The sequence below is a fragment of the Gemmatimonas phototrophica genome, from assembly GCF_000695095.2.
GTDB classification, from domain to species: domain Bacteria; phylum Gemmatimonadota; class Gemmatimonadetes; order Gemmatimonadales; family Gemmatimonadaceae; genus Gemmatimonas; species Gemmatimonas phototrophica.
The window spans coordinates 4,647,828-4,661,312 of the sequence record NZ_CP011454.1; the positions used below are offsets into that span (position 1 = coordinate 4,647,828).

15 protein-coding genes are annotated in these 13,485 nt (G+C 65.3%); 6 read left to right on the forward strand and 9 right to left on the reverse strand.

The window, feature by feature from the left end; translation table 11 throughout:
* The 6 genes from GEMMAAP_RS19555 (at position 1) to GEMMAAP_RS19580 (ending at position 6,148) form a co-directional block, all read left to right on the forward strand.
* On the forward strand, positions 1 to 657 hold the full coding sequence (locus GEMMAAP_RS19555; RefSeq protein WP_026848877.1) for a hypothetical protein: 657 nt from the start codon (positions 1 to 3) through the stop codon (positions 655 to 657).
* 92 nt (positions 658 to 749) lie between these two features.
* A complete protein-coding gene (locus GEMMAAP_RS19560; RefSeq protein ID WP_053333826.1) occupies positions 750 to 1,436 on the forward strand; it encodes a pentapeptide repeat-containing protein in 687 nt (228 codons plus the stop codon).
* Positions 1,437 to 1,487: 51 nt separating this feature from the next.
* Positions 1,488 to 2,720, forward strand: coding sequence for a hypothetical protein (locus tag GEMMAAP_RS19565; protein WP_145979259.1), 1,233 nt, complete (start codon positions 1,488 to 1,490; stop codon positions 2,718 to 2,720).
* Positions 2,721 to 2,787: 67 nt separating this feature from the next.
* Positions 2,788 to 3,846, forward strand: a complete 1,059-nt coding sequence (locus GEMMAAP_RS19570) for a COX15/CtaA family protein (protein WP_043580054.1) — start codon at positions 2,788 to 2,790, stop codon at positions 3,844 to 3,846.
* Complete coding sequence (locus tag GEMMAAP_RS19575) at positions 3,843 to 5,273, forward strand: RluA family pseudouridine synthase (protein WP_026848880.1); 1,431 nt, start codon at positions 3,843 to 3,845, stop codon at positions 5,271 to 5,273. The genes GEMMAAP_RS19570 and GEMMAAP_RS19575 overlap by 4 nt, the downstream gene beginning before the upstream one ends.
* 2 nt (positions 5,274 to 5,275) lie before the next feature.
* Positions 5,276 to 6,148, forward strand: coding sequence for a hypothetical protein (locus GEMMAAP_RS19580; RefSeq protein ID WP_026848881.1), 873 nt, complete (start codon positions 5,276 to 5,278; stop codon positions 6,146 to 6,148).
* A 13-nt stretch (positions 6,149 to 6,161) separates the two neighbouring features.
* Here GEMMAAP_RS19580 and rlmN read toward each other — a convergent pair whose 3' ends face one another.
* The 9 genes from rlmN to GEMMAAP_RS21265 all read right to left on the reverse strand — a co-directional run bounded on the left by rlmN (position 6,162) and on the right by GEMMAAP_RS21265 (position 13,466).
* The gene (rlmN, locus tag GEMMAAP_RS19585; RefSeq protein ID WP_026848882.1) at positions 6,162 to 7,250 is read right to left on the reverse strand and encodes a dual-specificity RNA methyltransferase RlmN; all 1,089 of its coding nucleotides are present in this window, start codon (positions 7,248 to 7,250) and stop codon (positions 6,162 to 6,164) included.
* Positions 7,251 to 7,300: 50 nt separating this feature from the next.
* Positions 7,301 to 8,110: an agmatinase gene (gene speB / locus GEMMAAP_RS19590; protein WP_026848883.1), complete on the reverse strand. Its 810-nt coding sequence runs from the start codon at positions 8,108 to 8,110 to the stop codon at positions 7,301 to 7,303.
* Between the two features lie 141 nt (positions 8,111 to 8,251).
* The gene (locus GEMMAAP_RS19595) at positions 8,252 to 8,437 is read right to left on the reverse strand and encodes a hypothetical protein (RefSeq protein WP_026848884.1); all 186 of its coding nucleotides are present in this window, start codon (positions 8,435 to 8,437) and stop codon (positions 8,252 to 8,254) included.
* A 54-nt stretch (positions 8,438 to 8,491) separates the two neighbouring features.
* Positions 8,492 to 10,750, reverse strand: a complete 2,259-nt coding sequence (locus GEMMAAP_RS19600) for a carbohydrate binding family 9 domain-containing protein (RefSeq protein ID WP_026848885.1) — start codon at positions 10,748 to 10,750, stop codon at positions 8,492 to 8,494.
* An 81-nt stretch (positions 10,751 to 10,831) separates the two neighbouring features.
* Entirely contained in the window at positions 10,832 to 11,419 is a 588-nt protein-coding gene (locus GEMMAAP_RS19605) for a DinB family protein (RefSeq protein ID WP_145979260.1), read from the reverse strand.
* Between the two features lie 136 nt (positions 11,420 to 11,555).
* A complete protein-coding gene (locus GEMMAAP_RS19610; RefSeq protein WP_026848887.1) occupies positions 11,556 to 12,272 on the reverse strand; it encodes an ABC transporter ATP-binding protein in 717 nt (238 codons plus the stop codon).
* Positions 12,269 to 12,493: a hypothetical protein gene (locus tag GEMMAAP_RS19615; protein WP_145979261.1), complete on the reverse strand. Its 225-nt coding sequence runs from the start codon at positions 12,491 to 12,493 to the stop codon at positions 12,269 to 12,271. The genes GEMMAAP_RS19610 and GEMMAAP_RS19615 overlap by 4 nt, the downstream gene beginning before the upstream one ends.
* Before the next feature lie 262 nt (positions 12,494 to 12,755).
* Positions 12,756 to 12,983: a hypothetical protein gene (locus GEMMAAP_RS19620; protein WP_145979262.1), complete on the reverse strand. Its 228-nt coding sequence runs from the start codon at positions 12,981 to 12,983 to the stop codon at positions 12,756 to 12,758.
* Positions 12,984 to 13,025: 42 nt separating this feature from the next.
* Complete coding sequence (locus GEMMAAP_RS21265; RefSeq protein ID WP_053333828.1) at positions 13,026 to 13,466, reverse strand: DUF5990 family protein; 441 nt, start codon at positions 13,464 to 13,466, stop codon at positions 13,026 to 13,028.
* Positions 13,467 to 13,485: the final 19 nt, after the last annotated feature.

Consider the following 13,485-nt stretch of genomic DNA (forward strand, 5'->3'; position numbering starts at 1 on the left):
ATGTCGCTGCGCATCGCTGCTCTTCTGCTCGTCCTTTTCACGGCGCCGTCTCTGCTGCACGCGCAGGACGCGTCGCCCTTCGACGCCATCGCCGACGAGTCCGCCCGCGCGTCATTGCGCACCATCATTGCCGATGCCGCCGCGCGTGGGCTGCCCACCGCGCCGCTCGTGACCAAGGTGCGTGAAGGGCTCGCCAAGCGTGCCACCCCCGACCGCATTCGCAGCGCCACCGCGTTGCTCGCCGACCGTCTTGCCGTGGCGTCCAAAGCCATTGCGCCCACAAAGAGCGCCGAGGAACTCACTGCCGCCGCCGACGCCCTGCAGGCTGGGATCCCCACCGCCACGCTCCGCGACATGCGTCAGCTCTGGCCGCAGCGACCACTCACGGTTCCCCTTGGCGTACTCGCCGAAATGGTGGCCAGCGGGGTGTCGCGATCCGTGGCCACCCGCCGCGTTCGCGAGCTGCTCGTGAAGGGCGCCAACACCACCCAGTTTGCCTCGCTCGGCTCCACCGTGAGCAGCGACATTGCCGCCGGACTCGCGCCGGACGCCGCCATGGAGCTCCGCTCCAAGGGCGTGCTGTCGCTCATCGAGTCCAATTCGCGGGCAGGACTCACCACGACAGGAGCCCCCATTCGTCCGCCGGTCAAACGCTGAATGCCGGGGTGACACCGCGCGCTCCGTGTAACAAACGGGCAACCGTCTCGTGACATGACTGGCTCAGATCGCCGGCTGGCCCATCATGCAAAATGACTCAGGACGTGGACACCTTCACCATGATCGACTTTGTCGCGAATGTGGTGAAGTTCTGGCAGATCATCATTTTCGTCTTCGGCGCGTACCAGTTCTGGGCGAGCCGACGCGAGCGGCTGGCCTCCGATAAAGTGCGCAACGAGCAGGCACTGACCGACTCGAACTATCAGGCCTGGCAGGTCGTCAACAGTGCGCAGGGAAAAGGTGGCAGTGGAGGCCGCATTGATGCCTTGGCCAATCTGGTGCGCAACGGGCAGTCACTGGCCGGGGTGAACGTGGACGGTGCCTGGCTGGAAGGAATCAACCTCAAAGGGGCCAACCTCCAGCACGCCAGCTTTCGCAACGCCAATCTGCAGGGCGCCCTTCTGGACGGGGCGAATCTCAAGCATGCCTCGTTCGAAGGCGCCAACCTCACGGCGGCATCGCTTGAAGGGGCCTACCTGCAGGCGGTGCACGTGGCAGGGGCGCGGATGTCCGCGGCCAATCTCATGAAGGCCGATCTCGCCGATCTTGTGGGCTGGCGGGACATTCAGAGCATCAGTTACGCGCGCATCAACGACATCCAGCGCGCCCCCAGTGGGTTCCGCGATTGGGCGCGCACCAACGGGGCCGAAGACGCGGAATCCCAAGCAGCGGCGCCCGACGACGACCACGGCTACTCCACACAGTTTCGCGCCGTGTAGTTCGTCCCGGCACCCTCGCGCCACCCCCGGCGAGGGCGCTAGCCTACACGTGTGCTACGCCCACGTTTTCTCCGCGCGATCTCCTGCCTTGGCAGTCTCTCGAGCGTATTGACCACATCGGTGCTGTCGGCCCAGTCACCAGCCGGTGAAACATTGGCCTGGCTCGATGTGGGCGGCGCTCGCGTGCAGCAACCCACCAGCACCCCACGATCGGCCGGATCGCTGGGCGGTGGCCTCTGGTATGGACGCGACCGCATCGCCCTGGCCGGCGAAGGCAGTTTCACCGTCGCCAGCGATAGTGTGATGGCCGCGCAGTACGTGATACGCACCACGGTGCTGCCGCGCCGGTGGTCGCGCACCGACGTCGATCTCAGCGCTACCACCAACGGTCTCGTCTTCCCCGGCCACAACGGCAATCTGTCGGCATTGGTGCGCCAGACGGTCGCCGTGGGCGCAGTGGAGTTCGTGGGCACGGCCGGCGGCGGACGCACGTCACGCCTGGGGCTCAACACCACCGGGCACGCATACGGCGTGGGTGCCGATATCCAGCGCACCTTGCGCACGGGCACCTGGCGCGGCGGGCTCACCATGCAGCGCAGTGTCACCAATGACTATCAGCTCATGGAAGCCTCGGGCATTGCCCTGGGCGAGATTGCGCCCAACTACACACTCGGCGATGCCGTGGTGCAGCTGTCGTGGCAGCGCGGTAGCTGGTGGCTGCAGGCCAATCGCGGCTGGCGCGAAGGACGGCGCGCCACCGTGGGGACGGCGTCGAGCTACAATGTCGCGCTCGCGGTGAACGTGAACGCCAGCACCACCCTTATTGCGCAGGGGGGCGAACAGATGGCCGATGTGCTGCGCGGCGTGCCGCAAGCACGCTACACCGGTCTCGCCGTGCGCTGGAATCCGGTACGTCCGCGCGCCCTGCGACGCGATGCGCGCGCGCTGGCCGATGTGCGCGGCACCACGGGCTCCGGAGTGTTCGTCGTGCCCGATGTGCGGGGCGACGAAATACTGCTGCAGCGTACCGAAGGTCAGGGGATCATCACCATCACCATCAACGCCCCGGCCAACGCCGTGGTAGATATCGCCGTCAGCTCAGCCAACTGGACGCCCGTGCGGATGGCGCGCACGGGGGACGCCTTTGTGCATCAGCTGACCCTGTCCTCTGGTCCGCACCGCATTGCCGTGCGCATCAACGGCGGTGCCTGGCGCGCGCCGCGTGGTCTCGCGCCAGTGGACGACGAATTTGGCGGAAAGGCCGGGATCGTGGTGATTCCATAGCGGTCCGGACCCGCCGGTATCACTTGACCCTCACAGCCCCCTCGGTCAGCGTTCAGTAGTGAACCCCATGACCGACCTCGGACTCCCCGACGCGCTCCCGACGCGTGACCGCATCGCACTCCGCCGCTGGATGTTGGCCTCGATTGTTGCCGTGTTCGTTGCGGTCGCCGTCGGTGGCATTACCCGCCTTACCGAGAGCGGGCTCTCCATTACCGAGTGGAAACCGGTGTCCGGCGCGCTGCCGCCGTCAGGTGACGCCGCATGGGCTCTTGAACTTGAGAAGTTCCGCCAGATTCCGCAGGCCAGTGCCACACACGCCGGCATTACCATGGCGCAGTTCAAGTGGATCTACTGGTGGGAGTGGTTTCATCGCAACGTCGCCCGCACGGTAGGATTGGTCTTCGCCATCCCGTGGCTGATGTTCATGGTACAACGGCGCATTCCGCGCTCCTTGCAGCTGCGCCTCACCGCGCTCCCACTGCTCACACTCGGCCAGGGCGCCCTTGGCTGGTACATGGTGAAGAGCGGGCTGGTAGAGCGCATCAGCGTGAGCGCATACCGGCTCACGGCACACCTTGGGCTCGCGCTTGGCATTCTCGCCGTGGCGGTGTGGACCTACAGCGAGCTGCGCGAGCGATCAGCCGAGGAGCGCAGCGAACCGGTGCGCACATCCCGGCAGTGGCGCCTGGCGCTGGTGAGTACCGCGACGCTGCTGGGCGTCACCGTGTTGTCCGGCGGCTTTGTCGCCGGCCTGCGCGGTGGGAAGATCTTCAACGAGTTCCCGCTCATGGGCGGCCAGGTGGTGCCACCGGGGTACGCCACGCTCACCCCGTGGTGGAGCAATGCCTTTGAAAATCCGGCGGCGGCACAGTTTCATCACCGTCTGCTCGCGCTGACGGTAACAGCGTTTGTCCTCACCCTCGCGTGGCGTGCGCGACAGGCGGCGTTGCCTCAAGCCGTGCGGCGCGCGGTGATGGCCTTTGGTGCCGTCATCACAGTGCAGCTGGTTGTGGGCATTACCACGCTGCTGCTGGCCGTACCGGTTCCGCTTGGCGTGTTGCATCAGTTCACCGGAGTGCTTGCGCTCACGGCCGCACTTATTGCCACGCAACGCGCGCAGGTGTGATTCCCTTCTCGCCTGCGCCACCTGCTGCTGAGTGGCCGGCGCGCTTTCCTACGCCGTTCGATCGCCGTGCCGTGCACCCGCTCGCGCATCGCGCCGCCATGGAGCTCGTGGACACGGTGCAGTCGCAGTATGCGCACGCATGGCGTCTGCACGAACCGGGGAACGGCAAGATGTTTGGCGTGCTGGTGGTGGCGGCACCCAACGGCGACGTCGGATATCTGCGCGGCTTCTCCGGCATGATGAACGGCCAGTGGGACATTGAGGGTTGGGTACCCGCAGCGTTCGACAAAGCCGTGCGCGACCACACGTGGATTCCCGGCGAAGCGGAGATGCTCGACTTCGCCGCGCAGCGCGCCGGTCTGTGCGCTGCCATGCCGGAGCAGACCGACAGTGCGGAGGCACAGCGCATTGCGGCGGCCATTCGCGCGCTCGACGAAGCGCGCACCGCGCGTTCGCGGACGCTGATGGCGCTCATTCAGGACAGCTATCACTTCGTCAATGCGCGTGGCGAGGTGCGTCCGCTCCGGTCGCTCTTTGCTCCCGCCGAACCGCCCGCCGGTTCGGGTGATTGCGCGGCCCCCAAACTGCTGGCCCACGCCTATCGATTGGGGCTGCGGCCGCTTGCCCTGGCCGAACTCTGGTGGGGCGCGCCTTCGGCCACCGGTGACCGTCGGGCGGGGGTGTTCTATGCCGCCTGTCGTGGTAAGTGTCTGCCTATCCTCACGCATATGCTGGAGGGGCTGCCAGCCGATCCACCACCACTGTTTGGCTCGGCGGCCATTCCCGCGCACGAACCGGTCGTCGTGTACGAAGACGACTATGTGGTGGTGGTGAACAAACCCAGCGGACTGCTCACCGTCCCGGGGCGCAGCGCGGCGCTGCAGGATTGCGTGGTGTCGCGCCTCAAGGAGCGCTATCCCGACGCCACGGGGCCGTTGGTGGTGCATCGTCTCGATATGGATACGTCGGGACTGCTGCTGGTGGCCAAACAGTTGGAAACCGCCAAGGCACTCCAGCGGCTCTTTTCGCGGCGCGAGATTCACAAGCACTATGTGGCGTGGCTGGACGGTACCGTCATCGCAGACCACGGGCACATCGCCTTGCCGCTGCGGCAGGATGTTGATGACCGCCCGCGCAATATTCACGACCCGGAGTTTGGCAAACCCGCGGAAACCGAATGGCGCGTTCTCGCCCGCGACGGCGAACGCTCGCGGGTGCAATTCATTCCGCACACCGGTCGCACGCATCAGCTCCGCGTGCATGCGGCGCATCCGCAGGGGCTCGATGCGCCCATTGTTGGTGACCGGCTGTACGGGCGCACCGCACCGCACGACGACGAACGGCTGCTGCTGCACGCCGAACATCTGGAATTTGTGCATCCGGTAACGGGCGACGTGGTGGTGGTTGACCAACCGGCGCCGTTCTAATCGTGAACACGCCGGTGATTTTGACCACCAGCGAGTGGCAGGCGCGCAGCGCCGCGCACCGTGCTCGAGTGGGGCAGTATACGCAACCGCGTCGGGAGCGGCGTTCGCGCGGTGCCGTGCATCCGGTGTACGACTTTCTCTTCCAGTACTACAGCTACTCCGCCGGCAAGTTGGAAGCATGGCACCCCGCCCCGCACGAGCAGCTGGTTGACAGCCCGCAGGCCCGCGCGTGCTTGGATGGCACGGCGTACGACGTGCACGACGGCGTCATTCGCCGCGATATCAGCGCCCTCACCACGGCGGAACGCGACACATTTACGCAGGTGGTGCAGCTGCTGCGCGCCACGCAGGGCCGCGCCCCCAACTTCGGCTGTTACGGCATGCACGAGTGGGCCATGGTGTACGGCGGGCACGATGTGCGTCATGCGCAGATCACGCCACTGCGGCTCTCGCAACAGGAGATCAACACCCTGGTGGAGAGTCGTCCGGTGGCGTGCAGTCACTTCGACGCCTTCCGGTTCTTTGCGCCGGATGCCAAGCCATTCAACCGCGTCCCGCTGGCGTGGGCGTCGCGTTACGACGCCGAACAGCCCGGCTGCATTCACGCCAACATGGATCTCTACCGCTGGGCGTACACGGTCATGCCGTGGATTGGCAGCGATCTGCTATGGCACTGCTTTGCCCTCGCGGTCGATCTGCGTGTGCTTGATATGCAAGCCAGCCCGTACGATCTCAGCGCCATGGGATTCCCACCGGTACGCATTGAAACCGCTGAGGGACGCGACGAATATCAGCAGCGTCAGCGGGAGCTGAGTGCGCGCGGCAGCACCCTGCGCTCCACGCTCATTGCCACCTTGGACGGCTTGCTGCTGTAGCGGAGCCTGCGAGTCACGACGCGGCCACCGCCAGCTGCCCGCAGCCGGCGGCGATATCAATTCCGCGCCGCTGACGCACGGTACTGGGTATACCAAACTCCTGCGCCAGAATCTCCTGAAACCGTTTTGCCGCCTCGCTGCGGGTTGGAGCGCCGTCGTAGCCGGTCGTGGGATTGAGCGGAATGAGATTCACCTGCGCGGGCAAACCACGCAACAATTCGCCCACCGCGCGCGCCTGCTCCACACTGTCGTTCTGCCCCGCTATGAGGGTCCACTCGTAGAAGATGCGCCGACCGGTGGACTCGCTGTACGTGCGGCACGCCGCCATCAGTTCTTCCAATGGCCATTTGCGCGCGGCGGGTACCAGTGCCGCGCGCTCGGCTTGCGTAGCGGCATGCAGCGACACCGCCAGATGCATGGGACGCTGCTCCGCAGCCAGCCGCAGAATGCCCGGCACCACCCCCACCGTACTGAGCGTAATGCGTTCGGCTGCCAGCGACGGGCCGTGCGGATCACGCAGAATATCAATGGCCTGCATCACCGCATCGTAGTTGTGCAGCGGCTCGCCCATGCCCATCAGCACCACGTTGCGCAGTCGCGTGCCCAAGGTGTGGCGAGTCGCCCGCACGGCGGCTCCCGGCGGCGTCTCAAAACGCAGCACGCGCGCCACGTGCACCACCTGCGCCACAATCTCGCCCGCGGTGAGATGGCGGGTGTACCCCATTTGCCCCGTCGCACAGAACACACACCCCATGGCGCACCCCACCTGCGAACTCACACAGGCCGTGACGCGCCCGGTGAAGCGCATGAGCACGGTTTCAATGCGCGCACTGTCCGGCAGTGACAGCAGATATTTGCGGGTAAAGCCATCGCTGGACGCAGTCTCGAGCGCCGTAGGCAATACCCCCAGCGTGGTGTGCGCGCGCAGCTGTTGTGCGAGCTTGGGCAACAGCTCCGGCATCTCGTCGAACGACGACACGAGGTCGATGTACAGATACTTCCACAGCCGTTCGGCGTGCAGCGGCTTGATATCCCACTCCACAAGCTGTTGCTGCAGCTCGGCTCGTGTGAGGCTGTAGAGGTTGAGGGGTTCGTGACGCATCACGAAACAATACTCGGAATTCGCACTGGAAGGGGGGCGCGATTGGGCAATTAACCCCCTGCCCTTTCCGTATACATCGCACTCGCCAGCTCTTTCACGATCTTCGCGGCCACCATGGCAGTACGCCCCGACTCATCACGGTGTGGGTTGAACTCCACCACATCGGCGCCGACAATGTGACCGGCACACTGCTGAATCATGGTGAGTACCTCTCGCGTGGTCAGTCCGCCCGGCTCCCAGTGAGATACGCCTGGCGCATATGCCGGGTCGAGTCCGTCCAGATCCACCGAGATGTACACCGGCTCCTCAATCACTGGCCGCACACCGGCCACCCACGCGCGCATGTCGATCACTTCCACGCCAAAGCGATCGGCCTGCGCGCGCTGGTGTGGCGTGAGCGTCCGAATACCCACCTGCACCAGCCGCGAAGCCAGCCCTTCTTCCATGATGCGGGCAAACGGACAGGCGTGCGAGTAGCGGTCACCCTCGAACTCGTCGTACAGATCGGCGTGCGCATCAATGTGCAAAATGGCAGGACGCGGGTACCTGTGGTTTATGGCGCGCAGCACCGGATAGGTCACGGAATGATCGCCGCCAAGCGCCAGGGGCCGCGTATGGAGGTCGAGCAGGGCGGTGATGCCCCGTTCAATCTCGGCACGGGCGCTGGCATCAGGCTGGAGCACCAGGTCACCGGCATCGCGCAGCCATTGCGGGTCCAACACGTCGTGCAGCGACTCCGACCACCGATTACCCGAGGGCGAATGCAAAGCCTCGCGAATGCGCTGCGGGGCGTCCGCAGCACCGCGCAGAAACGAGGAGCTGGCGTCGTACGGCAGGCCGATGAGGGAAACGTCCATCATATCCGGGTGGGCACCTAACGCCAATGAGTCCGTTGCGGAGAGTTCATGACCTTCCAACAGGAGCTGTCCGTGAAACTCACCGAAAACGCGAAGGTTCCGCAAGGAGTGGTCGGTCCTTGTCGAACGCAACGCGGCACGTGACTACTTTGCCCAGTTCAGCTTGATCAGCGTGCCGCTGGCGAACGGCACCGCGCTGCCAACGCCGGCGACAGACAGTTTGACGGTGGCTGTCCCGTTCGTGAACGCCCCGCTCGCGGGCACCATGAACGCGCTCCAGAGCGCGGTACCGTTCACGCACGTAGACAGCACGTTGGCGCCTTCGAGCATGATCGACGCGCCCAACCCGCGCCTAGGACCGAATTACGCACCGACCGCTGCGGATCACCACGCCACCATGCGCGTGACCTTGAGTGCCACCGACCGTTCGTTGCGCACGTTGGTCAGGGTGTTCTGCCGATCGGTGTAGACGAGGAACACGTCGCTCAACGGAGCATAGCGCCACGCCACGCGGGCATTGGTCACGAAGCTGCGCGACTGCGTGTTGTACTGCACGAACGCACTGCCGAAGAGCGTGGTGGAACGGGCGTACTTGAGACGAACTCCCGCGAGGTCCGCATTGAAGGCACCACTTGGCAGCGTTACATCGTTGTGCTGATAGGTAGCCTCGAAGCTCATGTCATAGCGCGGCCGCCAGGTGAGCCCTCCGCTCACTGTCTGATTGGTGCCGTTGTAGAACTCGCCCACCTGCACGCTGGCGTTTCCGTACAACGGATAGCGCTGCGTGGACGTGTAGGTGGCTCTCGCATTGCGAAACGCGTAGCTCCCCACGGGGATGGTACGCCCGGCAAAGGGTGTGAACGGCCGGTCGAGGCGATCGAACCAGTCGTTCACCTCGATTTTGAGATCACCATCGGGCTGGAAGAACAAATTCAGTCCACCCACTACGCGTCGCGACTGCAGTGACCCATCAATGCCCGCGAAGCGTTCCGCCTCGATGTAGGGATTCACCTCCTGCAGCAGCGTCACCGTGGGGCGGGCATGGATGCCAGTGGTGGCGTACCACTGCTCAAAGCCGCGCCGGTTCACGAAGCCAATCCCCGGATCGAAATGATCGGAGATGCGTTTGTACATCGCCGAGCTGTTCCAGAGACGTCCGCGATAGGCCACCGAGACGCGCCCCGCGCTGCCGTTCGACGTCGAGGTGTCGGCGCGACTGCCGGCGAGATAGGTATTGATGATGAGGTTGCCAAGCAGGCGGATGTTGGCATCGACACCGTAGCTGCGGTTGAAGGCATCGCTGCCGTCAGTGGCCTGTCGGTTGGCACCGAGCACGCCGATATCCGAGTTGCCCCACACGTTCCGACGCAGGCGCACCACGCCGAAATTTTCGGCGGCACTCGCTCCGGTGCGCTGCGTCTGCATGTCGAGCATCCCCACTTCCCATCCCGCCACGCGACCCGTGAGACGGCCACCGCCGGCAATCGGAATGGGGAGACCGTCGCCGGTGAGGCCGATCTGCCGCGAATTGAAAAGCGTGAAGTCGCGGAGCTCCGCGCCCATGCGGTAGTTGCGCTCGGAGACGTCTCCGAAGGTGAAAGAGCCGCTGTTCTCAATGAAGAACTCACGGCGCTCGGGGAACAGAATGCCGAAGCGGGTGAGGTTGACCACTTGCTGGTCCACCTCGACCTGCGAGAAGTCGGTGTTGTAGGTGAGATCGAGGGTGAGCGACGGGGTCACTCCATACTTGATGTCGCCGCCGAGGTCGGCCTTGCTGCCGAGCGACGCGGCAGGAACCTGCGCGCCACGTGAATTGCCGGCGAGCACGTACGGTTTGATCTGCAGGTTGCGTCCCTGCTGCAGCCCGGAGATGCCCTCGATGGTGCCGGCCTTCGACATGCGATGCAGGCGATACTGGCGTTCGAGTGGAGCCCAGTAGCTCGTTTCGTTTACGCGGCGCACGCGGCGGATGAAGTTGATCCCCCAGTCCTGCGGTTCACGCGAGGCGTCGAAGCGCAGCGTCTTGAGGGGGATGACCATCTCCACCGTCCAACTGCTGTCCTGCTGCGTGGTGCGCACGGTGTAAATGCCGTCCCACGCCTCCACGATGGTGCGCGAATCGTTGAAGGTCTGTTCGTCGCGCACGGCCCCCTTGGGATTCACGATGAACAGGAACGAATTACGGCGGTCGTGGAAGGTGTCCAGCACCAGGCCGAAGATATCGCTGTTGCTCGAGACGAAGTCGCGTTCGAGCCCCACCGTAATGGCCTTCTCCGGCTCGGGATCGAAGTTCACGCCCGAGACGTACAAGTTCTTCGTGTCATACAGCAGGCGCACTTCAGTGCGGAAGCGCGACGGATATCCCGTGTTGGGGAGCTGCTGCACGAAGTCGGTAAGCACCGGCGCTGTGGACCATGCGGCTTCCTCCAGTTTTCCGTCGATCACGATGGGTGCGGTCGTGCGTACGGCGCGGAACGTTGGACGCGGTACCGTTTCGGGATTGACCGGGGCTGCGGCGCGTTCGGCAACGGCGCCGTCCTGCGCCCTGACGGCTCCGGGCGTTGCCGCCAGAGTGCCTGCGACAAGCAGGCAGACAGTACCCCAGAGGACGAAGCGGCGCGACGGCAGGATGGCAAGCGGCATACCTCACTGTACGCGCCCCGGGCGGCGGATGCTGGAATGGCATGTCACCTCGCGACCTGCGTTCATCAGCGGCACGTGTCGTTAGGTGGCGCCCGTCTGGATGCTCGCGAAGCGACGCTGGACGTTCTCCAGATGATGCCGATTGTGATAGAGCGTGAAGAACAGCATTTCGCGGACGGTGAGGCGCCCGAGGAGGGGATGCGGGAGCCGGCGTGCATCGAGCGCTCGTTCGGGCCAGCGTTCAACGGCGTCGCAGAGACTCGCGACGGCCGCCGCGTGAGCCGCCATGGTTCGGGCGCGCGCGTCTTCGGGATTGCTCGGGGCGGCGTGTGGCCTCGGAGCGAATCGGCCAGCACTTGCTCCCTGTGCCAAGCGGGCCCGGTACACCTCGCGCACGGCGGCGTAGGGGCGCGATGGCGCGGTCGCTCGACCAAACGCCACCAACAGGACGACGCGCGGCAATTGTAGCCCTTGGGTCACGGCGCGCATCGACTTCGTGAGGTGGCGGACGTTTTCGGCGGGCGACCACGCGGTGCCGATGGGCGCGAGAAACGTCGCCGTGTTGAGCGCATCCCAGTACGCCACGCTCTCGCGGTGCAGCGCGTGTAGAGCCGTTCGGATGTCGGAGCCGCTGGAACGTGCCGAGTCACTCAAAGCCGAGTCGTCCATGAATTTGCGCGCATCCACCTAACGCCTCAGCGTTCTGCTGTTGCGCACCAAACAAAATGCGGCCGGACGGGCGACCTGCGCCAGCACGGCGACCGCCTGTCGCACACCGCATGGCCCTGTCAGCAGCACCGGTTCGTTAGATGTCACTCGGGGTGCGCCACGGGCCCAGGTACTCGCGCCGGAAAGCCTCATGATTCACGGCGACAGCCGGGGGCCCCAGCTCGTACGTCGTACCGCTCGTGCACCAGGTGATGTGATCGGCCGCGTCCATGAGTGTGGGCACCTCGTGGCCCGTGACCAGCACCGCCACCCCGTCCGCGGCCAGGGCGCGCAGGACCATCGTGAGGAGCTCCGCGTCCTGTGGCGCGAGTCCACGATACGGCTCATCGGCCAGGAGACAGGTCGGCCGTCGCACCAGGACCGCGGCCAGTTCCGCCCGTCGACGCTCGCCGCCGGAGAGCGTGTCCGGACGCTGATCGAGTCGCGCCGAGATGCCGACACGCGCCGCCGCCGCGCCGATATCGCCGCCGCCAAACTGGCGCTGGAAGAGGGTCAGCTGGTGCCGGACGGTAAACGCCGACGACAGGAGATCGGCATCCGGAAGATAGAACAGGCCGGCCGCGGCCAAGCGGTGCGGTCGCGCGTGCAAATAGGCGTGGCCGCCAAAGTGTACCGTCCCGCCGTCGGGCGCCACGCGCCCCGCCGCGATCTTGAGCAGGGTGGATTTGCCGATGCCGTTGCGGCCGAAGAGCACGCGGAGTTCGCCCGGCACCGCGCGCAGCGAGGCGGACGACAAGACGCGACGCCCCGCAAACGACTTCGCCACACTGTCCACGCGCAGCAGGGCGGTCATCCGCGAAGGGTCCCCACCACATGAAGCAGGAGTTCACCCGTGAGCGGCGGGGCGATCACCAGCGCAGCCACGGGGACGGCGCCGACCCCCAGATTGCAAAGGAGATCGTATTCCCGGCGCCGCCGCAGCTCCACGAGGTTCACGGCCGCGGCCAACACGACCACCGCCGCGAGCGTCAGCGGAGGCAAGCGTAGCGGATCGGTCCCGGCGAGGAGGAACACTCCACTCAGTCCCACCCTCAGCAGCGCCCACAGACGGATGTGACGGGTCGCTTACGTGGCGACTAGCGCTCGATTGGGCAGCATTGATCGCCCCGTACCCTCCAGGCCAACGCGAGTGCCATCTCACGCAGATCTGAGACGTTCACCCAAAGTCCGGATATCCGCAGTTTGGGACGTCATCTAGCGCCGGACTGCGCAGCGGGCGATCCTGGAGAACGCGAACACAGCGAGCCATCATATCGTCAGGCTTCAGCACGCATCGTTATGCCGCGTGCGCCTGCTTTCTGCGGCGCCATATGCCAAAGGCAATGAGGGCAACGCTCGGCCAGAAGGTAAGACCGGCGAGCATGCCGAGAAAGACCGGATTCGGATTCGGGTCGTGGTAGAAGCCAAGGCGTGCCGCGACCATGATGCTTACGAGGGGGCCGGAGCCCACTACGAGGCCAACGAGTCCCGCACGAACCCACCAGGATTTCAGATACTCCCACATCGTGAGCTCTCCTATCGGTATTGTCGTCTGCACCAACCTCAATTAGCCCGTACGGGGCACTACACTCCAGCCGACGCCGAGCAGCGGCACACTCGCACAGGCAGGGCCACCGTCCCGACTCGTTCCCGCGATACTGGCGACACCCATAGTACCTGAGGTGTCACCGAATCGCTGAGCGAGCAACGGCCGCAACCCTTCGAGTGACACTTTGGCGCGCCGATCCCAGCACGAACCGAACTGGCCCGCGCGGGTGCCCGAGGTGAGATAGATGAACCGGCCGGCTCGCGGGCCCTGCACCGCCGGGCCTCGAAAGTCGAGCTCCCCGTTCGTGCCAACGACGACCCGCACAGACGCCTCGAACTCAAGGTGCGGTGAGCATCGGGTCGGCGGCGACAACTCCGTGCGCCCCAGTTGGAGCGCCCACGCGACGTCGGGCGGTGGCGATTCAACGCGGATTCGAACTACAAGCTCGCTGGCTGTCATGCTGCCGTCATAAACACGT

Coding starts and splice junctions, on each gene's coding strand:
- GEMMAAP_RS19555 (WP_026848877.1), top strand. CDS start 1: ATGTCGCTGCGCATCGCTGCTCTTCTGCTCGTCCTTTTCACGGCGCCG.
- GEMMAAP_RS19560 (WP_053333826.1), top strand. CDS start 750: ATGACTCAGGACGTGGACACCTTCACCATGATCGACTTTGTCGCGAAT.
- GEMMAAP_RS19570 (WP_043580054.1), top strand. CDS start 2,788: ATGACCGACCTCGGACTCCCCGACGCGCTCCCGACGCGTGACCGCATC.
- rlmN (WP_026848882.1), bottom strand. CDS start 7,250: ATGCGTCACGAACCCCTCAACCTCTACAGCCTCACACGAGCCGAGCTG.
- speB (WP_026848883.1), bottom strand. CDS start 8,110: ATGATGGACGTTTCCCTCATCGGCCTGCCGTACGACGCCAGCTCCTCG.
- GEMMAAP_RS19595 (WP_026848884.1), bottom strand. CDS start 8,437: ATGCTCGAAGGCGCCAACGTGCTGTCTACGTGCGTGAACGGTACCGCG.
- GEMMAAP_RS19600 (WP_026848885.1), bottom strand. CDS start 10,750: ATGCCGCTTGCCATCCTGCCGTCGCGCCGCTTCGTCCTCTGGGGTACT.
- GEMMAAP_RS19605 (WP_145979260.1), bottom strand. CDS start 11,419: ATGGACGACTCGGCTTTGAGTGACTCGGCACGTTCCAGCGGCTCCGAC.
- GEMMAAP_RS19610 (WP_026848887.1), bottom strand. CDS start 12,272: ATGACCGCCCTGCTGCGCGTGGACAGTGTGGCGAAGTCGTTTGCGGGG.
- GEMMAAP_RS19620 (WP_145979262.1), bottom strand. CDS start 12,983: ATGTGGGAGTATCTGAAATCCTGGTGGGTTCGTGCGGGACTCGTTGGC.
- GEMMAAP_RS21265 (WP_053333828.1), bottom strand. CDS start 13,466: ATGACAGCCAGCGAGCTTGTAGTTCGAATCCGCGTTGAATCGCCACCG.